This is a genomic window from Vreelandella arcis, from assembly GCF_900103865.1.
GTDB lineage: Bacteria > Pseudomonadota > Gammaproteobacteria > Pseudomonadales > Halomonadaceae > Vreelandella > Vreelandella arcis.
In genome coordinates this window covers 108,596-132,937 of sequence record NZ_FNII01000008.1, presented here as the reverse complement: position 1 = coordinate 132,937, position 24,342 = coordinate 108,596, and the positions used below count along the sequence as shown (strand labels likewise).

The following is a 24,342-nucleotide window of genomic DNA, read 5'->3' as shown; positions in this document are numbered from 1 at the left end:
AAACAGTCAACATGACACAACGACAGCTAGTTTATCACTTATGAAGACCACGCCACTCCCCCCTTGGAGCGATGATGCGCTAGCGGACTTGTCGCCTGACGCATTGCATCAGGCCGCGCGTGAACGTGCTGCTATTGCATGGCAGCTCTGTCGTGAAGTCTACCCAGCGCTACCTAATCCATCGGTATGGTTTGACTTAACTGGGGCATCCGCCGGTCAGGCGCACCTGGGCCGTGGCGGCTTGCGCTTTAATTCGGTACTGCTAAATGAAAATCGTCGCGCCTTCTTCGATGAGGTCATTCCCCATGAGATGGCGCACTGGCTGGTTTTTCATTTACAGGATGGTACTCGCTTAAAGCCCCACGGGCGGGAATGGAAGACCGTCATGCGCGATCTGTTTGGCTTAACCCCACGGGTTACCCATCGCTTTGATATCTCCCGGGCGCAGCCAGCGCCATACCGATACCAGTGTGGCTGCCAGCAGCATCAGTTGACCCCACGGCGTCATGCTTTGGTGGTAAAAGGACGCCGCTATCGTTGCCGCCACTGTGCTCAGACCTTGGTCTACTGTGCCGAATAATTCTGCAGTATTTTATTATAAGTTATTGTAATTTAGGTTAAAAATGTTAATACCAATGTCTAAAGGGAAGCCTGCGCTGAGAGGTTTATGCTGGGTGTCATTATGAGGTGCCGATAACATAAACGCTAATATCGGCTACATTTCTTTAGAGAGTGCATTTCCACGGACAGAGGCAATTTCATGAGCGAACAGCAGAACGTCTATCCGGTGCGCGAAGATATCGCCGCCAACGCATGGGCTGATGAAGCCACTTACCAGGCCATGTATCAGCAATCGGTAGACGATCCGGAAGGCTTCTGGGCCGAGCAGGCCAAGCGGCTTGACTGGATCAAAGCGCCTACTCGTATTAAGAATACTTCCTTCGCGCGTGACAATGTCGATATTCGCTGGTTTGAAGACGGCCAGCTCAACGTAAGTGCGAACTGTTTGGATCGCCACCTTGAGAAACGCGGTGATCAGACCGCGATTATTTGGGAAGGCGATGATCCGAACGACTCCAAGCATATTAGCTACCGCGAGCTTTACGAACGTACCAATCAGTTGGCTAACGGTTTGAAAGAGCTGGGTGTCGGCAAAGGCGATACCGTTACGCTGTACATGCCGATGATCCCTGAAGCTGCGATGGCGATGTTGGCCTGCGCCCGCATTGGCGCGGTTCACTCAGTCGTGTTTGGCGGCTTCTCGCCCGACGCGGTGGCCCAGCGGGTCATTGGCGCCGACTCTAAGCTAGTGATTACCGCTGACGAGTCGGTTCGCGGTGGCAAGCAAGTACCGTTGAAAGACAACGTTGATGCGGCACTGACCCGCGATGGCACCGACGTGTGCAAAAACGTGCTGGTGGTCAAGCGCACCGGTGGCGATATCGAATGGAAAGAAGGCCGCGACCTGTGGTTTGGCGACCTGGTCGACAAACAGTCCACAGAATGCGAGCCCGAAGCAATGGGCGCGGAAGATCCATTATTTATCCTTTACACCTCGGGTTCTACCGGTGCCCCCAAAGGCCTGAAGCACACCACCGGCGGGTATCTCACCTTTGCGGCGATGACCCACCAGTACGTGTTCGACTACCAAGACGGCGAAGTCTATTGGTGCACCGCCGATGTGGGCTGGGTGACCGGGCATAGCTATATCGTTTACGGCCCGCTTGCCAATGGTGCTACGACACTGATGTTTGAGGGTGTGCCCAGCTACCCGACCCATGGTCGGATGGGTGACATTGTCGACAAGCACAACGTCAACATCCTATATACCGCTCCAACGGCGGTGCGCGCGCTAATGGCTCATGGCGAAAACGTTATGGATTCCAGCAAGCGCGATTCATTGCGCCTGCTGGGGTCGGTCGGCGAGCCGATTAACCCTGAAGCGTGGGAATGGTTTTACCGCGTGATTGGTAACGAAAAATGTCCGATTGTAGATACCTGGTGGCAGACCGAGACTGGCGGCATCATGATTTCGCCGCTTCCCGGCGCAACACCGCTGAAACCCGGGTCAGCGACCAAGCCGTTCTTTGGCGTTCAGCCGGCGCTGGTCGATAACGAAGGCAACCTGCTGGAAGGGGCTGCGGAAGGCAACCTGGTGATCCTGGATGCCTGGCCTGGTCAGGCGCGGTCTATTTGGGGTGACCATGATCGCTTTGTGCAAACTTACTTCTCGACCTACGACAACATGTACTTCACTGGTGATGGCTGTCGCCGTGATGAAGACGGCTATTACTGGATTACCGGCCGTGTTGATGACGTCTTGAACGTCTCGGGCCACCGTATGGGCACCGCCGAGATTGAGTCTTCGCTCGTCGCGCATTCCGCCGTGGCCGAAGCCGCGGTGGTGGGTTTTCCTCACGATATTAAAGGTCAGGGTATCTATATTTACGTTACCTTGAACGATGAAATCGACCCGACTGACGAGCTGAAAAAAGAGCTCACTCAATGGGTGCGCAAGGATATCGGGCCCATTGCCTCGCCGGATGTCATTCAGTGGGCACCGGGGCTCCCCAAAACCCGCTCGGGCAAGATCATGCGCCGTATCCTGCGCAAGATCGCGGCCAATGAGTGCGATGGCTTGGGGGATACCAGCACGCTGGCCGATCCTTCGGTAGTGGATGAACTCATCGAGCATCGCGTTAATCAATAGCCCACTCACTTGCCCGCTGTTATCACGGAAGGGCGAGTGAGAGAGGGCAGGCCGAGCGTTTCGGCCTGCCTCCTAAGGGCAGTGAAATGTCAGTGCCGGCCAACGAGCCGGCACTGCTATGTTGAGTGTGATGAATAATCCATCATAAATTGTGCATGTGATGCTTGGGCATGAGGAAGCCCATGGGGTACCATGCTTCAACCGTATGAGCCTAGCGTCGCGGCAGCAGCAAACCCCGCTGCTTGAGGAACCGGAGGAATATCCATGGCAGTAGCCCACAAATTTATCGTCGCAGACGACCACCCGCTGTTTCGCGCAGCGCTCACCCAGGCGTTGCGCCAGCTGGCGCCGCAGGCAGAAATCGTCGAAGCCGATACCATGGAGGCCACCACTGACGTGGTCAATCGACACCCGGACGCTGATCTCATCCTGCTGGATTTGCATATGCCGGGTGCCCATGGGTTTTCAGGCCTCATCCAATTGCGTGGCCAGATGCCCGATGTTCCCGTTGCGGTCGTGTCGGGTAGTGACGAACCTTACGTAGTGCGTCGTGCGATCGACTATGGCGCGTCTGGTTTTATCCCCAAATCGTCGTCGTTACAGCTTATTGCCGAAGCGGTGGGGGAAATCCTGCAGGGCGAGGTATGGTTGCCTGAGGCCTTGGCCGGCGTGCTGGAAGAAACCAGCGAAGAAGAATCGCGCTTTGCTGAAGCGATTGCGTCGCTAACGCCACAGCAATTTCGTGTGCTTAATATGCTGACGGAAGGCTTGCTGAATAAGCAGATCGCCTACGAACTTAACGTTTCCGAAGCGACTATCAAAGCCCACGTCACGGCTATTTTGCGTAAGCTGGGCGTTCACTCGCGTACCCAGGCAGTTATTGCGGCGCAGAAACTGGAAGTTGAGCCACCGAAAGTCGAGTCGTAGTTACTACGCCTTGCTTGCGGCGTCTTCTCCGGTAGCCTCCCGAACACCGCGCTTGTGGCGACACAAGCGCGGTGTCATTGTTTTGGCCTCTCAATTTGTTGTTATAGAGTTGTTATGGCTTGGCGCGGCTCGCCTGCAGCGTACGCGTTAACAACGCTCTCAGTGCCGCTGGACGCACTGGCTTAAGCAGCAGTTGATACCCGCCGCGCTTAACCTGTTCGGCCACCCCTTCGGTACGATCCGCGGTAATCACGATGCCGGGAACGGCACCCTCCAAACGCTCGCTGAGCGCCTCCAATGCCATTAAGCCGGTGACTTCATTATCTAGGTGGTAGTCGGCTAAAATCGCATCCGGGTCGCCGTCCATATTGCGCAGAATCGACTTGGCGCCGCCAATGCTCGTCGCGGTGAATACCTCACAGCCCCAGCCGGTGAGCATGGCGGTCATTCCTTCGAGAATCAGCGTTTCGTTATCGATGCACACAATGCGGGTGCCCGCGAGCTTATTGCCGCTGCGGCGCGGGCCCTGTTCATGATCGTCAGCTTTCGTCTCCCTTGCTTCAACGCAGGGTACGCTGACCGAGAAAACGGTGCCGATGCCTTCCCATGAGCGAACCTTGATGGGGTGGTCGAGTACGCGGCTCATCCGGTCGGCAATCGAGAGCCCAAGCCCGAGGCCTTTTTCACTCTCTTTATGCCGTGAGGCCTGATCAAGCCGACGAAACTCCTGAAAAATTTCGCTAAGTTTCGAGTCGGGAATACCCGGGCCGCTATCCCATACTTCGATGAGCAGTCGGTCGCCTTGACGGCGGCAGCCCAGCAGTACGCGACCTTCCTGGGTATAGCGAATCGCGTTGGAGAGAAAGTTTTGCACGATACGGCGCAGCATTTGCGGGTCGGAGTCGACCCACCGCCGGGTGGGCACCACGACCAGGTCAAGCCCTCGGTCATCGGCCATGACGTCAAACTCGGCGCGTAGCGGACGGAAAATATCGGATAGCGCGAAGTGGCTGCGACGCGGTGTCAGGGCGCCCGCGTCGAGTTTGGAAATATCCAGCAAGGTGCTTAGTAGTTCTTCCGCGGCTTGCAGCGAATTATCGATATGGCCAATGGTGCGCTGAGTATCCGGTACCGTGACATTTTGCATTAGCGCCGACGTGAACAGCCTTGCGGCATTCAGCGGTTGCAGTAAGTCGTGGCTTGCCGCCGCCAAAAAGCGGGTTTTGGACGCGTTGGCATCTTCGGCCAACTGCTTGGCTTGGCGTAACGCCTGCTCGGCTTCGGCACGCACGCGGTTTTCCTGGCGCAGCGCCGCGTTGGCTTCTGAGAGCGCCTGGGTACGTTCGCGGACGCGCTCTTCAAGAGTTTCATTGGTTTCTTTGAGGGCGATTTCCGCCTGCCGCCGTTCGGTAATATCTTGGTAGAGGGCGAAAAAGCCCAAAATCGACTGGCTATCCCCGAAGTGGGGCGTGTAGGTCACCAGCATGTAGCGCATGGCGTCGTTCATCTGCATGGCTACCTCAAAGCTGACTCGCTCGCCGTTCAGCGTGAGGGCTACCCAGGGGGCGCGTTCTTGGGCCTGTCGCGCGGGCAGAACATCCTCGTAACGCTTGCCGATTACCGCGTTCCGGTCGATACCAAAGGCCTGCTCGTAGGCGCGGTTGGTAAATAAGTAGCGGCACTCCTTGTCAAAATAGGCGATCAGAGCGGGAACATTATCGGTGTAAATACGGATATTGTTCTCGGAACGAATCAGTGCTTCTTCGATGCGTTTTTGCTGGGTAATGTCCTGATAGGTATACACGAAACCGCCGCCAGGCATCGGATTGCCCTGTACTTCCAGCACGCTGCCGTCTTGGCGATAGCGCACATAGCGATGGGGCTGGCCGTCACGAATGTTGTCCAGCAACAGTTGGACGTGTTCTTCGGGGTCACCGGGGCCGTACTCGCCGCTGTGGGCGTTGTAGCGGAAGATGCGGTCTATCGGCGCGCCCACGCGAATCAGGTGGTCAGGAAAGCGGAACAGCTCTAAATAACGCTGATTCCAAACCACCAGGCGTAGGTTCTGGTCGACAACACTAATGCCCTGGTTAATGTTCTCGATCGTCGCCTGAAGCAGCGCGCGGTTAAATTCCAGTACCTGGGAGGCTTCGTCGACAATCGAGATAACGTCGGAAATGCCAATCCCACGGCCTTGGAGGGCAGAGTTGACCACAATACGTGCCGATGACGCGCCCAACACGGAGGCAAGAAAGCGTTCGGTGAACTGAATAACATCGATGGAGGCGCGGGTGCCGTCATCCAGTGGTTTGCCCGTCCGCCGTGCGTAATCCTCAAAGGCGCGACCGACTTGCCCGGCGCCTAGGAAGCGCTCGCAGAGCACTTTTAAATCGCCCACCGTGGTGGCCCCTGTCCAAGGGCGGTTGACCGAGGTTTGGCGGGTTTCAACACTATCCACAAACAGCGATGCTTGAATACGCTCGACCACCCGCTGAGAGGTCACCTGAGAGATGAAAATATAACCAAACAGATTGAGCCCCAGGGAGAGCATCACACCGTGGGTAAAACTATCGCCCATGTTTAGGCCGAAAAGCGCCGTCGGCGACAGCCAGGCAAGACCTAATGGGCCGCCGTCCAGCCAGTTGGCAGGCAGTACGTCGGCGTTGATCATGGCCGGCATAAGCAAGCTGTAAACCCAAATGGCAAAGCCCACGTTCAGGCCGACAATAACCCCCAGCCGGTTGCCGCGCTTCCAATACAGCCCGCCGATTAGCGCTGGGGCAAACTGGGCCGCTGCCGCAAAAGACAGCATGCCAATCGAGGCCAGCGTGGTGAACTCGGCAATCATCTGGTAGAAGCCGTAAGCCATCGCCAATACGCCCACGATGGTCAGTCGACGGGCGCGCAGTACCAAACGGCCGTAATCGCGCGCTTTGGTATCGAACCAGCGCAGACGAAATAGGGCGGGAATCACGATTTCATTGGAAATCATGATTGATACGGCCACCGCGGCGACGATGACCATCCCAGTGGAGGCGGAAAAGCCACCGATAAACGTCAGTAGGGTTAGCCATTCATGGCCGGACGCCATTGATAGCGCCAGTACGTAAGTGTCGGGCTCAACCGAGCTGTCGGAAAACAGCATTAACCCGGCGGCGGCTAGCGGCACGACAAAAAAGGCAAAGGCAATTAGGTAGAGCGGAAACAGCCAGCGCGCTTTGGTGGCGTCGTCGCGGTGGGTGTTCTCCACGACCGCCACATGGAACTGGCGGGGCAAGCAGAGAATCGCCAGCATGGCGAGCAGCGTTTGTGCCCAAAAGCTTTGGCCAAAGTCCTGGTTGGCAAGCTGGCGCTGGAGTTCCAGTTGCGTTTCCGCATAGCCCATCAGCTCAGCCAAACCGTCGAACATGCCCCAGGTGACGAACGCGCCGAGCACGACAAAGGCGAGCAATTTGACCACCGACTCAAAGGCTACCGCGTGGATCAACCCTTCGTGATGCTCGGTGGCATCGGTGTGCCGCGTGCCAAACAAGATGGCGAAAATCGCCATGACCACCGCCACATAAAAGGCGGTGTCGCCAAACAGCGGCGTATTGGTCATATCGCCTTCGGCGGTTAATACGCTGAAGGTCGTCGACACGGCTTTTAGCTGTAGGGCGATATAGGGCAGGGTGCCGACCAGCGCAATAAGGCTGGCAAAGGCCGCGAGTGACTGAGTTTTACCGTAGCGCGAAGCAATAAAATCGGCGATGGAGGTAACGTTTTGATGCTTGGCCACGCGGATCATTTTCGCTAGCACGGGCCAAAATAATAAAAAGGTGAGGATGGGCCCCACAAAAATACTGGCAAACGACCAGCCGTCCGTCGCCGCCTGTCCCACGGCTCCGTAAAACGTCCAGGAGGTGCAATAAATAGCCAGGGTAAGGCTATAAATGATCGGTCGGCGCCGGGTAGACCCGACGGTGCGGGCTCGACGGTCGCCGTACCAGGCGATAGCGAATAGCACCGCGATATACACTAGCGATACCGCGACTAACACGCCACCATGAAACATAGCCTTCTCCCGCCTTATGCTTATCGATCAAGCCACTATGAGGCTGCTCGTCCAGCGCACTATTCTAGGGGAAAAGTCGTTGATCGTCAGGCGTGAAACGGGTGATGTTACGCGCCGTCGCACACATTGATAAGCAGGGGTGAGGAGTCACGTAAGGTGCGCATTTGGTCGACTTGTGGTTCCTGAGTATTCTGTTCGAGAGGAATCAGCTCACGAGTATCGCAGTTGAGCAAATACGGCTGGTGGGTGATGACATCGGTATAGTGGCGTTCAAACTGGTAGAGAATAAACTCTGCCAGTCGGTCATCGCCGCTGGTACCCAATTGAATATTGTCGCTGTCGATGACGCTGAACTTGGTGGTCACCGGGAAGAAGAACGTCCAGGGGCGCCATACCTGTTGGCTAACATCGCTAGAGATAACCTCAGCGGTGGCGGGAAGCTGTTCCTGCTTATGTTCAAACCATGAATACTCCATATGGATTTGGTAGCTGATCATTCCCAGCCCACCACACACGGGGACGATCCACTTGGGAAGTCGCTTACCGCTCAGTACGCGCAGCAACAAGCCAATCCCCGCTGCCGCTAGACCAGCAAACACCGCGGCAATCAGATGCCAAATCATAATATGTCCTTCTAAAAAGCCATCGGGCCTCCCGGAGGAAGCCCGATGGCGGGTCGATTCCAAAGCCTGTGACGCTTGGGTCAGCAGGTAAGGGAATAATTATGACTTAATGGTCGACTGCCATGCCAGCGCCTTTCGGATAGCGAACGCTTTCGACCAAGTCCTGGATTTCTTGCGGCGGCTCTTGGGTCACACTGCGGACACTGAAGGCTACGATGAAGTTGATCATCGCACCAACCGCACCAAAGGACAGTGGTGAAATGCCGAACAGCCAGTTTTCGGGCGTGTTGGCCAGCATATTGGTGCCCGGGATGAAGAGCCAGCCCAAGTAGGTAAAGATGTACAGCAGGGTGCAGCCCAGACCGGCGAGCATACCGGCAACGGCGCCTGAGTTGTTCATCTTCTTGGAGAAGATACCCATCATCAGTGCAGGGAACAGCGATGCACCTGCGATACCGAATGCCAAGGCCACGGTTTGCGCGGCAAATCCGGGTGGATTAAGGCCAAGGTACGTTGCTACCAGGATGGCACCCGCCATGGAAATACGCGCTGCCAACATTTCACCTTTCTCGGTGATTTTGGGATTAATCATGGTCTTGATCAAATCGTGGCTGATGGCCGACGAGATCGCGAGCAGAAGACCGGCGGCCGTCGATAGCGCTGCCGCAATACCGCCTGCTGCAATCAAGCCAATGACCCAGCCGGGCAGGTTGGCAATTTCGGGGTTTGCGAGTACAAGAATATCGTTATTGACGGTCAGCTCGCTACCTTCCCAACCACGCGACTCAGCAATCTCGGCATATTCTTCATTGCTATCGTTGTAGACCTGAATGCGACCATCATTGTTCTTGTCATCAAAGTTGATGAGGCCGGTTTCTTCCCAGGTGCGGATCCAGTTAGGGCGATCTTCGTAGATAAGTGCCTGTTCTGCAGCGGCGTCATAGTCTTCTACTTGCCCCGCCATTTCTGGGTAGACTGTCGTGGCGAGGTTTAAGCGCGCCATGGAGCCAACCGCCGGTGCGGTGAGGTAAAGTAGCGCGATGAACACCAGAGCCCAACCGGCTGACCAGCGTGCATCAGCGACTTTGGGTACGGTGAAAAAGCGAATGATAACGTGGGGCAGACCCGCGGTACCGACCATCAGCGACAAGGTAAACAGCACCATGTTGAGCTTGTTGTCGACGTCGGCGGTGTAATCCTGGAAGCCTAATGCGTTGACCACGTCATTGAGCTTGGCAAGCAGCGGAATTCCCGATTCGGTATGCGTGCTGAACATGCCAAACATCGGAATGGGATTGCCGGTCAGCTGCAGGGCGATGAACACCGCTGGAATCGTATAGGCGACGATCAGCACAACGTACTGAGCCACCTGGGTATAGGTAATGCCTTTCATACCGCCGAAGACGGCATACAAGAACACAATTGCTGCTGCGATCCAGATACCAGCGGTATTAGGTACTTCCAGGAAGCGTGAGAAGGCCACGCCCGCACCGGTCATCTGACCGATAACGTAAGTGACCGAGGCCACGATCAAACAGATAACCGCTACAAGGCGTGCGGTGTTGCTATAGAACCGGTCGCCGATGAAGTCGGGCACGGTGAACTTGCCGAACTTACGCAGGTAAGGTGCCAGCAGCATGGCGAGGATAACGTACCCGCCGGTCCAGCCCATTAGGAAGGTCGAGTTAGCGTAGCCACCTGAGGCCAGCAGACCCGCCATTGAGATGAACGACGCCGCTGACATCCAGTCGGCCGCGGTGGCCATCCCGTTGGTGATCGGGTGTACACCGCCCCCCGCGACATAGAAGTCTTTCGTCGAACCCGCACGTGCCCAGATCGCGATGCCTATATACAAGGCAAAGGAGGCACCTACGAAGAGTAGGTTGATTGCAAATTGGCTCATACCGGCTTACTCCCCCAGGCCAAATTTTTCGTCGAGCTTGTTCATTTTCCAGGCATAGAAAAAGATCAAGACGATGAAGGTGAGAATTGATCCTTGCTGAGCAAACCAAAAGCCCAGATCGGTACCACCGACTGGAATAGAGGCAAGTAGCGGGCGAAAGAGAATAGCGCATCCGTAAGAAACGAATGCCCAGACTGCCAAGCATCCAATAATCGTACGGACGTTGGCTTTCCAGTATTCTGCAGCATTGGATTTGTCGTCTGCCATTGTGTTGCTCTCCACTTGTGTTTTTAGGTTGGAAAGTTCACTCGGAATAGCGTATGACCCATCAGGCCAATCGCACGTATTGCGACCCACTCGCTATCGTTGTCATGAATCAGCTGTTTGTTAACACGTCACTTGGCGAAGATGGATTTCGAGTGGCGCAATGACGTGTGATTACCCTGCATGACTTACTGACAATACTGGGCAATAAATCCAAAAAATAAATCCCAGACTTTGGTATCAATAAACTTTGGTGGTGAGCAAAAAGTAGCCAATCAGTTGAAAATGAGCTTATTTATTGGCTTTTAGTGTCTTTGAGTAAGTTTTACTTAGCTTCATGGGACGATGGTCTATATGGGGGGAAGGCGGCGATGTTTGCTATGTTCAAAGAGTGGGCAGCAGGTGTTTTTTAATAAGTCAGAAAGCAGCAGTTTGTTTTGTTTCTTTCGTGCCCCGAAGTGAATGCAAGATGTTAATCCAGTGATTAGACATTAGCGCAATAACCTAAAGTATTAGTCGGTTTATTGGCTTGTTTCAATTTAGTGTCTAGTGGCGATATATGGGTTAAGTATGCTGGTTTACTCAACCATTAATAAGCACTGCTCAAAATCCTCAGGTAAACGAGGCTCGCTTACTTCACATCCATATTGACGAGGTCATGCCCATGGTAGATGTAGACCTTTCCCAGCCCCCGTTCTCGCTGCTGGATGCGAAGGGGAAGGAACAAGTGCGCCACGGCATGGATCTGGCTTACTTTGATCGCCACGATATTATTGTTGAGACAGGCCAGGCGGGTGAATACGTCTATTTAATCCATAAAGGTGAAGTCGCCGAGCTCGATCCCACCTTGCCGGCCTCGGTTTCGCGTATTGGGCACTATACGGCGGGCGATCTATTCGGTGCGATTAGCATATTGAACGGTAAAAGCCGCTACCGCTTTCAAGCCGAGCAGGAGTGTTTGTGCTACCTGATGCCTAAGGCGCTGTTTAAGGCCTTGTGCGACCAATACCCCGACTTTAACCAATTCTTCCACCAATCATTAGCCCACAAGGCGCGCCTGTTGACAGAAAAGCGCGCGGAAGGCGGCGTGACGATGGCTGGGTTTATGCTGGCTCGTGTTAGCGAGTGTATGCGCGCGCCTTTGCTGTTGCCCAGTGATGCCGATATCGGCAAAGCGGTACGCACGCTCAACGACAGTCATGCCGATAGTCTGTTAGTGGAAACCGCCAGCCAGCCGGGCATTGTGACCAAAACCGATTTGCTCAATGCGATTGTGCTGGCGGAGCATCCGGTGACCACCCTGCTTGCCGATATCGCTCAGTACACGCTGGTAACGGTGACACCCAACCAATATCTGTTTGAAGCCTTGGTCAGCATGACGCGCCACAAGGTAACGCGTGTGGTGGTGATTGATGATGCCCAGGTCGTCGGCGTGGTCGAGTTAACCGACGTGCTGAGTTATTTCTCAAGCCGTAGCTATGTGGTCAGCCTTCAGGTTGAACAGGCCGGTGATTTGCCGTCTTTGGCCGCCGCTAGCCACCGCACGCCAGAGTTGGTCAATGCATTAATGGCCCAAGGGGTAAAACTGCGCTTTGCCATGGATCTTCTGGCCGCTCTCAATGGCCGCATTATGAGCAAGGCCTGGGAGTTTACGATCGATACAACGCATCATCAGCACAGCTGCATGATGGTCATGGGCAGCGAGGGGCGTGGTGAGCAGATCCTAAAAACCGACCAGGACAATGGCTTGATCTTGGCCGATGATGCCGAATGGCCTGGCTTGAGCGACGACATGCAACGCCTCACCGACACCTTGATTGAACTGGGGTACCCACCTTGCCCGGGCAATATCATGGTCTCGAACCCTGCCTGGGTTGGCACAGTGAGCGAGTGGAAAGGGCACATCGCCCGGTGGGCCAGCTCACGGGACGGCGATAGTCTGATGAAGCTGGCGATTATGTTGGATGCCCATGGTGTGGCGGGCAACCCGAGCCTGCTGGAGAGCGTCCGGGAAGAGTTGTTTGAGCGCTGTTCACGGGATGAGCTGCTGCTGTCTTACTTCGCCCGCACGGCACTGCGCTTTTCCACCCCGTTGACGCTGTTCGGTTCCCTCAAGAAACCCCAGCACGGTATCGATATTAAAAAAGGCGGCATTTTTCCGATTGTCCACGGCGTCCGTACCATGGCGCTTGAGCGGCGTATTTACGCTACCTCGACGTTTGATCGGCTAGACGCGCTGGCCGAGGATGGCCGACTTAACCGACGCTTTGCCGACGACCTTGGCGAAGCCCTTGCACTATTTACCGAGTTACGACTCAGACGCCAATTGCAGGATATATCCGACGGTACACCCGCCGACCAGCAGGAACGCTCTAACCGGGTCATCGTGCAAGATTTATCGTCGTTAGAGCGAGATCTATTAAGAGAAGCCCTGCATATCGTCAAAGATTTCAAACAGCGTCTATCGCACCGTTACCACCTGGAGTATTCGTGATCAGTCGACACGCGTTAGACGCACCCTTGGGTTGGCTTGGCAGCATGCTACGACGGGGAAGCGAGCGCCGCCGCTATGCGGCCTCTCCCTATGCATGGCTCTTTCAGCCTTACCTGGGTAATGAGCTGGTGGCGCTTTCGTGCTTTGCCCACCATGGGGTAATCAGCGTCGCGGCGGTCACGCTGCGTCAACATCAAATCCTCACCAGCGGTGCCTGGGTGGCAGCACTAAGCAACACTGCATCGGGTAGCGCCGCGGCCGAGCGCCGCCATCAGTTGCTCTACAGTGTTGACACCACGCTGCCGCTGAATATTGAAAGCCTGCGCTCGCTGATAGAGTTTATTGGTAACCGGCCGATTCTTGGCTGGCAGCTCGAACAGCGTCTCGCTCCCCTTGAGCAACAGCTACGCCGACACCTGGGGTTTGGCTTGCCCAATGCGCGGGTAGATGTCACCAAGCTTCACCAGCGTTATTTGCGGCGCTTGCATCCCCAGGCTGAGCAGCAGGCCGAACTAGCGTGTGCGCTACGCTGCTGGCAAGTGCCCAGTGCGGCCCCTCAGCGGGCGCTTGAAGATGCGACGGCTAGTGCACTGCTTTATCTGCATTTGAGGCGTGACGCCGATCAGGTCGTCTGATAGATGGCGAATTAGGCGGCCATCCCGCTCTTGAGCATCTCTGCATAGCAGAGCGTGAGTCAATTTTTTTACACGCGACGACGCCATGCCAGTGTTGGCAAGCGTGACTAGTCGTCTTCGCTTCTGCCACCATGGTTCTTTGTGGTGGTTTTTAGCTAAGGAGAGGCTTGTTTCATGGAGGCGCTATGGGTGTATGTCAGTGAGCAGAGCCAATCGATGAGTACAAGCGCGTGGACGCTGCTGATGCTTGGTGTTTTGTTATCCCTTAGCATCGTGGTGGACACCATTTCGCGTAGAACCGCGTTGCCCAGAATTTCGCTGCTTGTATTGGTGGGGGTGGCCTTTGCACTGATACAGCAGGGTCTGTTAGGGGGTAATGCTGAGCCGCTCAACGGACTACGCGAGCCGTTGATTAACCTTGCCCTCGTGATGGTGGCGTTTCTGCTGGGTGGCGAGCTGACATTATCCCGGCTTAAATCGACAGGGCCATTAATTTTCGCGCTTTCTGCGGCAGTAGTGATCGGTTCACTGGCCATGGTGTTCACCGGTCTGTGGCTATTGGACTATTCCTTTGCCGTGGCACTATCCCTAGCCGCCATTTCCGTGGCGACCGACCCCGCAGCGGTAAGCGAGGCCATTCAGGAGAGCGGTAAGAAAAGCCTTGCCGCCCGCGTGACGCTGGGCATTGTGGCCATCGACGATGCCTGGGGCATTATCGTATTCGGCCTGAGCATGGCGCTGCTTAGTTGGTTAGGAGCCACCAGCGGAGGGGCGTCTTTAGTACACGCGCTGTGGGAGCTAGGCGGGGCGCTGCTGCTGGGAACGGCACTTGGCTTTCCGGCGGCGTGGCTGACGGGCCAGCTCAAGCCGGGACGCCCAACCCAGGCGGAGGCCTTGGCGCTGATGCTCTTGATAGCCGGACTTTCAAGCTATCTCAATGTCTCCGCGCTACTGGCGGCGATGGTGGCAGGATTTGTGATCGTCAATGTCTCGTCGCACCACACGCGCTCGTTTAGCGAAATTGAACAAATCGAGTGGCCGTTTTTGGTGTTTTTCTTTGTGTTGGCCGGGGCGAGTCTCAACTTGGCGTATTTGAGCACGGCATTAGGCCTGGTGGCCGCTTATATCGTGCTGCGTAGTATCGGGCGCTATCTCGGTGGGTACCTTGGGGTGTTGGCCATGCGCCGACGAGAACCGCGCTTAAATACCGACATCGGCCTTGCGCTATTGCCTCAGGCAGGGGTCGCAATGGGGATGGCATTGCTCGCCGCCGAGCGCTTTCCCCAGCAAGGGCAGCTGATCGTTGCGACGGTCGTAACCTCTACCATCATCTTCGAGCTATTTGGCCCGTTGCTGGTCAAGCGCGTCATGGCTGACACAGGCAAAAACGATACCTATTGAGCGGCCGTCGGGGTGTTCGGTGTCGTCTCTAAACGGCATTGTTTGGGGTTGTGTTGGGTGAGCGTCCGTAGAGTTGTTAGAATATGTTCATTCTTCTACTGTCGGCAATGGTTACTCCCCATGCAACAACCAGATCAATTTGACCCCGCAACGTCAGAGGCGACGCTTGCTGATAACCTGAAGGGCTCGTCCGAGCTTGACGATGCCAAGCGCAAGCGTGAGCTGAATAAACTGCAAAAGCGTCTGCGTCGTGAAGTGGGCAATGCGATTATCGACTATCGCATGATCAATGAAGGCGACCGCGTCATGGTATGCCTGAGCGGTGGTAAAGACAGTTATACCATGCTGGAAATTCTGCTTAGCCTGCAGCGCAACGCGCCGGTGAATTTCTCGCTGGTCGCTGTCAATATGGACCAAAAACAGCCGGGTTTTCCCGAGCATGTATTGCCTGCTTATCTCGACGCTCGCGGCGTCGAATACCATATTCTGGAGCGCGACACGTATTCGGTGGTGAAGGAGAAAACCCCCGAAGGCAAAACCACCTGCGCGCTGTGCTCGCGCTTACGGCGAGGGTCGCTATACGGCTTTGCCGAGGAAATTGGCGCGACCAAGATTGCTCTGGGCCACCACCGCGAAGATATTCTTGAGACGCTGTTTTTGAATATGTTTTTTGGCGGTACGCTGAAATCAATGCCGCCGAAATTACTTTCCGATGATGGCAAGAATATTGTAATTCGGCCGCTGGCGTATTGCAAAGAAGCGGATATCGCAGAATATGCGCGGCAAATGGCGTTCCCGATTATTCCCTGCAACCTATGTGGCTCCCAGCCCAATATGCAGCGTCAAGTGGTGAAAGACATGCTCGCGGAGTGGGGTAAAAAACACCCCGGCCGCTTAGAGAGCATGTTCAAAGCGGTCACCAACGTGGCGCCCTCACAGCTGGCGGATCGCGATTTATTCGACTTTGCCGGGCTGGAAGCCAAGCAAGCCGAACTGATGGCGGGGCGGATACAGGCGTTTAACGTCGGCTAAGACACGTCTTCCTCTTCGGCGAACTGCTGAAGTTTCGCCATGTTGAGAATCTGCACCTCACGGCCTGAGACGGCCAGGATCTCTTGAGCCTGGAAGCGGCTCACAATTCGGCTGACGGTTTCGACGGCGAGACCTAAGTAACTGCCAATGTCTGCCCGAGGCATCGAGAGACGAAAGCTGTAGGGTGAGTAGCCCCGGCGACGAAAGCGGTCAGAGAGCTTAACCAGGAAACTCGCCAATCGCTGGTCGGCGGTTTTGCGCGATAGCAAGCGCATCATCCGCCGGTCATCGCGCAGTTCTTTGCTCATGCTGCGGTAGAGTTGGTTGCGTAGCTCGGGCAGCTTTTCGGATAGTTGATCCAGACGGTCGAAGGGAATCTCACATACGGTGGTGGTTTCCAGGGCAATGACGCTACCCGGATAGTGGCGTTCATCAATAGCATCCAGCCCGACCAGTTCGCTGGGCAGGTAAAAATTGGTCAATTGATCAACGCCAGCCCCTTCGCTGGTGATTTGCTTTAGGCTGCCCGAGCGCACCGCATAAACGCTGGTAAAGTCATCGCCTTGGCGGAAAAGGTGCTCACCCTTTTTAAGCGGAGCACGCCGTCGGATGATCGCGTCAAACTGATCCATATCTTCCATCTCGAGCGACAGAGGTAGGCACAGCGAGCTTAGGCTGCAGGTTTGACAGCGCGCTTCGTGTAATACGGCACGACGCCGACGCACGGGTTCCATAATAAGAGTCTCCGAGAGGGATGGCGTCTCTTCATTATGTAAGCTGGAGCGCATCATTAACAACCATTAAACAATATTCGAGTAATTCGGTTTGTCTTGATTAGGCAAGTGTGTGTCAAACGCCATGGCTAAGTGACGGATAAGTAACCGTCCCATAGGGGTAACCTGCAGTTGATTGTCTTGTAGAACGATCAGTCCGTCCTGCTGGGCCTGATCAAGCGATGCCAATGCCGGACGGAAATATGCTGGGGCATCGATCTGCCAGCGCTCGCCGAGGGCGGCTAAATCCAGTCGCATGTCGCACATCAAGCGCTCGATAGCATCGCGTCGAATTAAGTCGTCGCGGTTCAAGCGTAGGCCACGCTGAGTGGCCAGACGTCCCTCATCAATGGCGGCTGCATAGTGGTCAAGCACGCTGCTGTTTTGTGCGTAGCTGTCATCGATGCGTGAAATCGCCGAGACGCCAAGGCCGATCAAGTCGCACTGGGCATGGCTGGAGTAGCCCTGGAAATTGCGCTGTAGTGTGCCGTTGCGTTGGGCAACGGCCAAGCTGTCGTCCGGCCGGGCAAAATGATCCATGCCGATATGCACATAGCCCGCTGCGGTTAACATTTCAATGGTGATACGCAGCATGGCCAGTTTCTCGTCGGCGCTGGGCATGTCATCGCGGTTAATGCGCCGCTGTGGGGGAAAGCGCTGTGGCAGGTGGGCATAGTTAAACACCGACAGGCGCGCTGGATTTAACTCGATAATCTGGCCTAGGGTCTTCGCAAAACTGTCCGCCGTTTGCAGGGGCAGGCCGTAGATCAGGTCGAGGTTGAGCGAGCGGAACCTTAGCCGCTGAGCCTCGTCCATTAGCGTTTCGGTCAGCACTCGCGGTTGATGACGATTGATCGCTTGCTGCACCTGCGGGTCAAGATCTTGCACGCCAAGACTCAAGCGATTAAAGCCCAGCGACTGCAGGTGGCGCAGTGTCAATACATCGGCTTCACGAGGGTCAATCTCGATAGCGTAATCGCGATCAGGGTCGCTGGAAAGTCCGAAGCGAGTGTCCAGGCGGTCAATTAAATGACTCATCTGGTCGAGGGTTAAAAATGTCGGCGTACCGCCACCCCAATGCAGCTGTTGGACTGGGCGCTGGTGGTCGAGGTGGCGCGAGGTGAGAGCCATTTCCTGGTCGATCCGCTCAAGGTAAGGCTCGGCGAGTGCGGTGTTTTTTGTGGCGATTTTATTGCATGCACAGTAGAAACAAATTTTACGGCAGAATGGGATATGCACATAAAGCGACAGCGCCCTTTGACCAGCGTTGCTGCGGGCCAGTGCGGCGGTAAAGTCGCCCGCGGTAAACCCTTCGCTAAAGGAAAGCGCCGTGGGGTAAGACGTATACCGTGGGCCACTTTGTGCATAGCGGTGGATTAACTCGTCGGCCCACGCCGCTGAGGTTGGCGCGTCGTTAGGCGCTGTGGGAATGTTGGCTGGCATAGGGCCGTGCTCCAAATCAAAAGCTTATAGCGATAGTAGCCGCTGGGGGGCGGGCGAATGTTGAGCCATGTCAAACAAAGAGGCGCTAAAGGGCGCAACAACAGGGGAGGTGGGAAGTGGACGCCGAGTGGCCGCAAGAAACCGTGGTAGATGAGCAGGTGCTAAGCGGGGCGCTCGCTGAGCAAGTCAGCGGCTGTTTTTGGCTCGAGGGCCTGGGCCCGCTGAGGCTTTATGGGCAGGCAACTCACGGCAGCTTATTGTTGGCCCACGGGGCGGGGGCCGGGCATCGCTCAGCGTTTATGCAGCAGTTCTCAAGCGCCTTAGCGCAACAGGGGCTCCAGGTCATCACCTTTGATTTTGGCTACATGCAGCAGATGCAGGCAACGGGTAAACGCCGTCCGCCGCCCGCCATTGCCCGCACAGTGGCAGAATTGGCGCGCTGGTATGCCTGTTTGGCACCGCTAACGCCGCTGCCGCTCTGGCTGGGTGGTAAGTCGATGGGAGGTCGTGCCGCGAGCATGCTGGCCAGTGAACAGTCGTGCCCTGGGTTGCTAATCGCCGGTTATCCGTTTCATCCGCCTAAAGCGCCTGACAAGCTGCGTCTGGCGCACTGGCCGGACGTGAGCGCCCCAGCTTTGATACTACAGGGCGAGCGTGACCCCTTTGGTGGTCGCGAAGAGGTGGCTCAGTATGCGCTGCCAACTAACCTGCGCCTGGCCTGGCTGTCCGATGGTGATCATGACTTTAAACCCCGTCGGGCATCGGGGCTGAATCAAACGATTTTGATTGACGAAGCTGCCGCTCATGGGGCATCCTTCGTGCGCGCTCAGACCTGCAGTAAGGCGTCAGCCAAGCGTGCGTTTAAATCTTAGTCTGTAAACCTGGTTTGTGGACACAGTATTTGAACGTAGCGTATTGACTTCCTTCGCATCTGCTGTAGAATTCAGCGCCACGTAACCAGCGGGTGGTTAGCTCAGTTGGGAGAGCACCAGCCTTACAAGCTGGGGGTCACTGGTTCGAACCCAGTACCACCCACCATCTTATGATGATCTGGATACGTGATAGTAAGGAAAACGCAGTGCGTTAATAGTGCGATACAGCGGACCGGTAGTTCAGTTGGTTAGAATGCCGGCCTGTCACGCCGGAGGTCGCGAGTTCGAGTCTCGTCCGGTCCGCCACGATAAACACGCTGTATTACTGTTGGTATTCCAACGGCTTGGGTGGTTAGCTCAGTTGGGAGAGCACCAGCCTTACAAGCTGGGGGTCACTGGTTCGAACCCAGTACCACCCACCATTTGAAAGCGCTCTGACGCGTTTAAATGGTAGCGATGCAAGACCCAGATTGATGTTTGTGCTTTAACGTGGACCGGTAGTTCAGTTGGTTAGAATGCCGGCCTGTCACGCCGGAGGTCGCGAGTTCGAGTCTCGTCCGGTCCGCCATTAAGCATTTATTCGTCGTCTGATCTGGTTTTCATCGTCAGTATAGATTGTCAGCATAGTAAGTCATCGGTTTTATACCGAACGAATTTAAAAAGCCCCGGATCAATGATCCGGGGCTTTTCGTTGTGCGTGCCTTTTAAAGGCATTGCTTAGGCAATCGCGGCAACGCCGGCTTTGGCAACCTGAACGTCCTGATCCGGCTTAACGCCTGAAATGCCTACCGAACCGACCACTTGGCCATCGACGATAATGGGCACACCACCTGACAGCAACGCCTCAAGTGGCGCAGTGACAAACGCGGTGCGACCGCCGTTGATCATATCTTCAAACACTTGCGTTTCTTTGCGGCCGAGGGCGGCGCTACGCGCTTTTTGGGTGGCAACGTCGGCGCTAAAGGGGGCGGCGCCGTCCAGGCGGCGCAGGGCGAGCAGGTGGCCGCCATCGTCGGCGACGGCAATGGTGACCGCCCAGCCGTTGCTGTCGGCTTCTTTTTGGGCGGCATCAAGTACGTTAATAACGTCCGCTTGGGATAGAATCGCTTTGCTTTGCATTAGGATGTCCTTTTGTCAGGTTTCCTGTTAGAAAAGCCCATGCTGACGAAAGCAGCATGGGCGGTAAAGCCTTTCGGTTGGCTCAGTGTAAGGCGGCGTCCACGATCTCGACCCAGTGGCGAACCGGTGTGCGGTTGGCGCCGGCTAAGTGAGTTTGGCAGCCGATATTCGCCGTGACGATCATTTCCGGGTCACCTGCTTCCAGCGCATTAAGCTTATTGTCGCGCAGTTGGGTGGCAAGCTCTGGCTGGGTAATCGAGTAGGTACCCGCCGAGCCGCAGCATAGGTGAGCATCCTGCACCGGGGTGAGCGCAAAGCCCAGCTTGGTGAGCACGCCTTCAACTGCGCCGTTGAGCTTTTGCGCGTGTTGCAGGGTGCAGGGGCAGTGAAATGCCAAGCGTTGTCTGGCCTGAACATCCAGCGTTTCCAGCGGCTCGTCGCGCAGTACTTCCACGATATCTTTGGCCAACGCGCTGACTGTTTGGGCTTTTTCTGCATAGTCCGGATCGTCTTTGAGCATTTCGCCATATTCTTTAACGAAGGCGCCGCAGCCGCTGGCGGTTTGCACGATGGCTTCCGCGCCCTGCTCAACGTGGGGCCACCAGGCGTCGATATTGGCGCGCGCGCGGGCGAGTCCGTCTTTCTGAGCGTTGAGGTGGAAGTCAACCGCACCGCAGCAGCCCGCCTCGCTCACCGGCGTGACGCTGATACCCAGACGGTCCAGCACTCGCGCGGTGGCGGCGTTGGTGTTGGGTGACAGCCCGGGCTGCACGCACCCTTCCAGCATCAGTACCTGGCGGCTGTGCTGAGTGCTGGGCCGTTGGCCTGCATCGACCGGTGCGGGGGGCATTTTGCTGCGCAATTTGCCCGGCACCAGCGGCTTGAAGGTTTGACCCAATGCCAGCAGTGCCTTAAAACGTTGCGGATCGACCAGCATTTTGCGCAGCGCATAGCGTTGCGCCCGCTCGCTAGCGGGGCGCGGCACGCGGCGTTCAATTTCGGCACGCCCAATGTTGAGCAGCTTGTGGTACTCCACCCCCGATGGGCAGGTGGTCTCACAGTTGAGGCAGGTGAGGCAGCGATCCAGATGCAGGCGAGTTTCTTCGGTTACCTGGTCATCGTCATCGTGACTCTCAAGCAGCTCTTTCATTAAATAGATGCGCCCTCGGGGGCCGTCACGCTCATCGCCCAGCAGTTGATAGGTGGGGCAGGTGGCGTTACAGAAACCGCAGTGTACACAGGTGCGCAAAACGCGATCGGCTTCCTGGATATGCGGCTTTTCAAGGGCGGCATCGGTAAATTGCGTCTGCATGTCAGCTCTCCTGATTAAAACGCCGCATAGAGACGTCCAGGGTTAAAAATGCCGTGGACATCCAGCTCCGCTTTCAAGTTGCGATGGTATTTTTCCACCACGCTGGGCAACGGCGTAAAGGGGCTTTGCGCGCCACCTTGCGTATAGGGCGTATAGCAGGTGGCATGGCCGCCTGCGGCGTGGCAAGCATTGCGCAGCGTGTCGGCATCAAGCGAGGTTTTCACCCAGCGCTGGCTGCCGCCCCAGTCGTAAAAGATATCCGCATCGGCAATATACAGCGCCAAAGGCGGCGTGTTGGGTGGCAGTGATAGCCGCCATAACGCTTGCCCTTCGCCGAGCGTGAAGAAGGCATGTTGGTGGTCGCGTAGGGATTGCCAAAAACTGGCGTCAAGCTCGTCCCCGCCCAGGCGTTCTTGAGTGGCTTTTACCGAGCTGTGGCCGCCTTCCAGGCGAATGAAAAGCTCTCCCTGGTGCCAAGCAGCAGCGGTAATCGGCAGCGGCTGGCGGCCCAGTTCGGCGAGTTTTTTCAGTGCGTCATCGATGCCCATCGGCAAGCGCAAACTGTGGGTGGCGCTGGGCAATGGAAGGACTTTGAAGGAAATGTCGGCCAGCACGCCAAGCGTGCCTTGTGCGCCAGCCATCAAGCGCGAGAAATCATAGCCGGCGACGTTTTTCATTACCTCACCGCCGAAGCGCAACAACTTGCCTTCCTGGGTAATGACTCGTGTGCCAAGGACGAAGTCGCGGGCCGCGCCTGCCCAGGGGCGGCGTGGGCCGGAAAGTCCGGTGGCAACGGCGCCGCCAATCGTGCTGGCCTCGCCAAAAGCGGGGGGCTCGAAGGGAAGCATCTGGTGTTTATCTGCTAACACGGCCTCTAACGCGCTTAAGCGGGTGCCTGCGCGCACGGTGACCACAAGCTCCACTGGGTCGTAATCAACGATGCCGCTGTGGTCAGTGACGTTGAGCGCTTGGCCGTCTACCGGGCGGCCGTAAAAGGCGCGGGTGTCGCCGCCGACAATCCGCAGCGGCGTGCGAGAGGCGTAGGCCTCGCGAACCTGCTCGCATAGCGCGTCGGCTATGTCGCGATCCGCAGTGTGAGTCACGGTGTCAGTCATGGTCTTTCCTAGTCATGGTGCGCATCAGAAACGCGGCAGATCCGGATGCGGGAGTTCGTTGTTATGTACATGCATCGCGCCAAACTCGGCGCAGCGCGCCAAGGTGGGAATGTTCTTACCGGGGTTGAGCAACCCCTGCGGGTCGAATGCCGCTTTCAATGCATGAAAAATGCTCAGCTCATCGGGCTGGAACTGGCTGCACATTTGATTGATCTTTTCCCGCCCCACGCCGTGCTCACCGGTAATTGACCCGCCGGCGGCGACACACAGCTCGAGGATCTTGCCGCCCACGTCTTCCGCCAGTGCCAGCTCGCCTTCCTTGTTGGCATCAAACAGAATGAGCGGGTGCATATTGCCGTCACCGGCGTGGAAGACGTTGGCCACCAGCAGGCCGCTTTCTTCAGAAAGCGCGGCAATGCCTTTCAGCACGCGGGGCAATTCGCGGCGGGGAATGGTGCCGTCCATGCAGTAGTAATCCGGCGACATACGCCCAACCGCCGGGAAGGCGTTTTTCCGGCCTGCCCAGAACTTGGCGCGTTCGGCGTCGTCGCGGGCCTGCTGAATATCGGTTGCGCCGGCCTCGGTTAGCACACGGCGCACGGTGTCGCAGTCGTCGTCCACGTCGGCTTCTACGCCGTCGAGTTCGCACAACAAAATGGCTTCGGCATCCAGCGGATAACCGGCCTTGACGAAATCTTCCGCGGCCTTGATGGCCAGCTTATCCATCATTTCCAAGCCGCCAGGGATAATGCCTGCGGCGATAATATCGCCCACTGCCCGGCCGGCTTTTTCAACGTCGTCAAAACTCGCCATAAGAACCTTGGCGGTTTCGGGCTTGGGTAACAGTTTGACGGTGATTTCGGTCACCACACCCAGCATGCCCTCAGAACCGTTCATCAACGCGAGCAGGTCAAAACCTGGGGCGTCCAAGGCCTCGGAGCCCAGCGTCATGTGCTCGCCTTCAATCGTCAGTACGTCAACACGCATGACGTTGTGCACGGTCAGGCCGTATTTCAGGCAGTGCACGCCCCCGGCGTTTTCGGCCACGTTACCGCCGATCGAGCAGGCGATTTGCGACGAGGGATCCGGTGCATAATAAAGCCCGAAGGGCGCGGCGGCTTCGGAAATCGCCAGGTTACGCACGCCGGGTTGTACCCTGGCTAAGCGCGCCTCGGGGTCGACCTTTAAGATTTGATTGAAGCGCGACATAACCAGTAAGACGCCCCGTTCGAGGGGCAGCGCGCCACCGGAAAGCCCGGTGCCCGCACCGCGTGTCACCACCGGTACGCCCAGTGCGTGACAACGTTTGAGTAACCCCTCAACTTCGTCCAGGGTCTCTGGCAGTGCGACCAGCATCGGCAAGATGCGGTAGGCCGCCAGGCCGTCGCATTCAAACGGGTGCAGGTCTTCTTCGCGGTGCAGCAAGGTGAGCGTGGGCACGGCTTGCTGCAGGTCGGTCAGCACCTCGGTTTTGTCGCGGCGAACCAGTTCGCCGTCGAGGCGCTCATCAAAGGAGATATTCATGGCTAGCTCCTAGCGGTGAGGAGGGCGTGGGCAATTGTTAGACTTATATTATGGAAAAGATTTCCATAAATCTATCCCGGTGGTGGGAAGCTTTTGCATAATGTCGCCGAGGTTCCCACCCGGCGACCTAAATGGGTCATG

General features: G+C 56.4%; 18 protein-coding genes and 4 tRNA genes. 12 read left to right on the top strand and 10 right to left on the bottom strand.

Going from position 1 to position 24,342, the window contains the following annotated elements:
• The first annotated feature begins 40 nt into the window (after positions 1–40).
• The 3 genes from BLR97_RS11365 to BLR97_RS11355 all read left to right on the top strand — a co-directional run bounded on the left by BLR97_RS11365 (position 41) and on the right by BLR97_RS11355 (position 3,637).
• Positions 41–580 (top strand): SprT family zinc-dependent metalloprotease, encoded by a 540-nt coding sequence (locus tag BLR97_RS11365; RefSeq protein WP_089706527.1) that lies wholly within the window; start codon positions 41–43, stop codon positions 578–580.
• 180 nt (positions 581–760) lie between these two features.
• Positions 761–2,710 (top strand): acetate--CoA ligase, encoded by a 1,950-nt coding sequence (acs, locus tag BLR97_RS11360; RefSeq protein ID WP_089706525.1) that lies wholly within the window; start codon positions 761–763, stop codon positions 2,708–2,710.
• Positions 2,711–2,974: 264 nt separating this feature from the next.
• Positions 2,975–3,637: a LuxR C-terminal-related transcriptional regulator gene (locus BLR97_RS11355; RefSeq protein ID WP_089706521.1), complete on the top strand. Its 663-nt coding sequence runs from the start codon at positions 2,975–2,977 to the stop codon at positions 3,635–3,637.
• A 112-nt stretch (positions 3,638–3,749) separates the two neighbouring features.
• On the opposite strand, the gene BLR97_RS11350 is transcribed toward BLR97_RS11355, so the two are convergent.
• The 4 genes from BLR97_RS11350 to BLR97_RS11335 form a co-directional block, all read right to left on the bottom strand.
• Complete coding sequence (locus BLR97_RS11350; protein ID WP_089706517.1) at positions 3,750–7,691, bottom strand: NahK/ErcS family hybrid sensor histidine kinase/response regulator; 3,942 nt, start codon at positions 7,689–7,691, stop codon at positions 3,750–3,752.
• Between the two features lie 107 nt (positions 7,692–7,798).
• Positions 7,799–8,314, bottom strand: a complete 516-nt coding sequence (locus BLR97_RS11345; RefSeq protein WP_089706514.1) for a hypothetical protein — start codon at positions 8,312–8,314, stop codon at positions 7,799–7,801.
• 106 nt (positions 8,315–8,420) lie between these two features.
• Entirely contained in the window at positions 8,421–10,217 is a 1,797-nt protein-coding gene (locus tag BLR97_RS11340) for a sodium:solute symporter family protein (protein ID WP_089706511.1), read from the bottom strand.
• A 6-nt stretch (positions 10,218–10,223) separates the two neighbouring features.
• Positions 10,224–10,484 carry a DUF4212 domain-containing protein gene (locus BLR97_RS11335; RefSeq protein ID WP_089706508.1) on the bottom strand — a complete coding sequence of 87 codons (261 nt, stop codon included), beginning with the start codon at positions 10,482–10,484 and terminating at the stop codon, positions 10,224–10,226.
• A gap of 661 nt (positions 10,485–11,145) precedes the next feature.
• Here BLR97_RS11335 and BLR97_RS11330 point away from each other — a divergent pair.
• From BLR97_RS11330 to ttcA, 4 genes are all read left to right on the top strand, one after another.
• Positions 11,146–12,975 carry a putative nucleotidyltransferase substrate binding domain-containing protein gene (locus BLR97_RS11330; RefSeq protein WP_089706734.1) on the top strand — a complete coding sequence of 610 codons (1,830 nt, stop codon included), beginning with the start codon at positions 11,146–11,148 and terminating at the stop codon, positions 12,973–12,975.
• A complete protein-coding gene (locus BLR97_RS11325) occupies positions 12,972–13,610 on the top strand; it encodes a 3'-5' exonuclease family protein (RefSeq protein ID WP_244511293.1) in 639 nt (212 codons plus the stop codon). Before BLR97_RS11330 ends, BLR97_RS11325 begins: the two co-directional genes overlap by 4 nt.
• Positions 13,611–13,784: 174 nt before the next feature.
• Entirely contained in the window at positions 13,785–15,011 is a 1,227-nt protein-coding gene (locus BLR97_RS11320; RefSeq protein ID WP_089706505.1) for a cation:proton antiporter, read from the top strand.
• Between the two features lie 120 nt (positions 15,012–15,131).
• Positions 15,132–16,043 (top strand): tRNA 2-thiocytidine(32) synthetase TtcA, encoded by a 912-nt coding sequence (gene ttcA / locus BLR97_RS11315; protein WP_089706503.1) that lies wholly within the window; start codon positions 15,132–15,134, stop codon positions 16,041–16,043.
• Here ttcA and fnr read toward each other — a convergent pair.
• Both fnr and hemN read right to left on the bottom strand, forming a co-directional pair.
• Positions 16,040–16,777: a fumarate/nitrate reduction transcriptional regulator Fnr gene (fnr, locus tag BLR97_RS11310; protein ID WP_170833018.1), complete on the bottom strand. Its 738-nt coding sequence runs from the start codon at positions 16,775–16,777 to the stop codon at positions 16,040–16,042. The genes ttcA and fnr overlap by 4 nt on opposite strands.
• A gap of 66 nt (positions 16,778–16,843) precedes the next feature.
• Positions 16,844–18,259, bottom strand: coding sequence for an oxygen-independent coproporphyrinogen III oxidase (gene hemN / locus BLR97_RS11305; RefSeq protein WP_089706499.1), 1,416 nt, complete (start codon positions 18,257–18,259; stop codon positions 16,844–16,846).
• Between the two features lie 116 nt (positions 18,260–18,375).
• On the opposite strand from hemN, the gene BLR97_RS11300 reads away from it, so the two are divergent.
• The 5 genes from BLR97_RS11300 (at position 18,376) to BLR97_RS11280 (ending at position 19,699) form a co-directional block, all read left to right on the top strand.
• Positions 18,376–19,131 carry an alpha/beta family hydrolase gene (locus BLR97_RS11300; protein WP_244511292.1) on the top strand — a complete coding sequence of 252 codons (756 nt, stop codon included), beginning with the start codon at positions 18,376–18,378 and terminating at the stop codon, positions 19,129–19,131.
• Between the two features lie 90 nt (positions 19,132–19,221).
• Positions 19,222–19,297, top strand: a tRNA-Val gene (locus tag BLR97_RS11295).
• 63 nt (positions 19,298–19,360) lie between these two features.
• Positions 19,361–19,437, top strand: a tRNA-Asp gene (locus BLR97_RS11290).
• A 40-nt stretch (positions 19,438–19,477) separates the two neighbouring features.
• Positions 19,478–19,553, top strand: a tRNA-Val gene (locus BLR97_RS11285).
• A gap of 69 nt (positions 19,554–19,622) precedes the next feature.
• Positions 19,623–19,699, top strand: a tRNA-Asp gene (locus tag BLR97_RS11280).
• Between the two features lie 149 nt (positions 19,700–19,848).
• On the opposite strand, the gene BLR97_RS11275 is transcribed toward BLR97_RS11280, so the two are convergent.
• The 4 genes from BLR97_RS11275 to glcD form a co-directional block, all read right to left on the bottom strand.
• Positions 19,849–20,250 carry a heme-binding protein gene (locus tag BLR97_RS11275; RefSeq protein WP_089706496.1) on the bottom strand — a complete coding sequence of 134 codons (402 nt, stop codon included), beginning with the start codon at positions 20,248–20,250 and terminating at the stop codon, positions 19,849–19,851.
• An 82-nt stretch (positions 20,251–20,332) separates the two neighbouring features.
• Positions 20,333–21,562, bottom strand: a complete 1,230-nt coding sequence (gene glcF, locus BLR97_RS11270; protein WP_089706493.1) for a glycolate oxidase subunit GlcF — start codon at positions 21,560–21,562, stop codon at positions 20,333–20,335.
• Between the two features lie 14 nt (positions 21,563–21,576).
• The gene (glcE, locus tag BLR97_RS11265) at positions 21,577–22,677 is read right to left on the bottom strand and encodes a glycolate oxidase subunit GlcE (RefSeq protein WP_089706491.1); all 1,101 of its coding nucleotides are present in this window, start codon (positions 22,675–22,677) and stop codon (positions 21,577–21,579) included.
• Positions 22,678–22,701: 24 nt separating this feature from the next.
• Entirely contained in the window at positions 22,702–24,201 is a 1,500-nt protein-coding gene (gene glcD, locus BLR97_RS11260) for a glycolate oxidase subunit GlcD (protein ID WP_089706488.1), read from the bottom strand.
• Positions 24,202–24,342 lie beyond the last annotated feature (141 nt).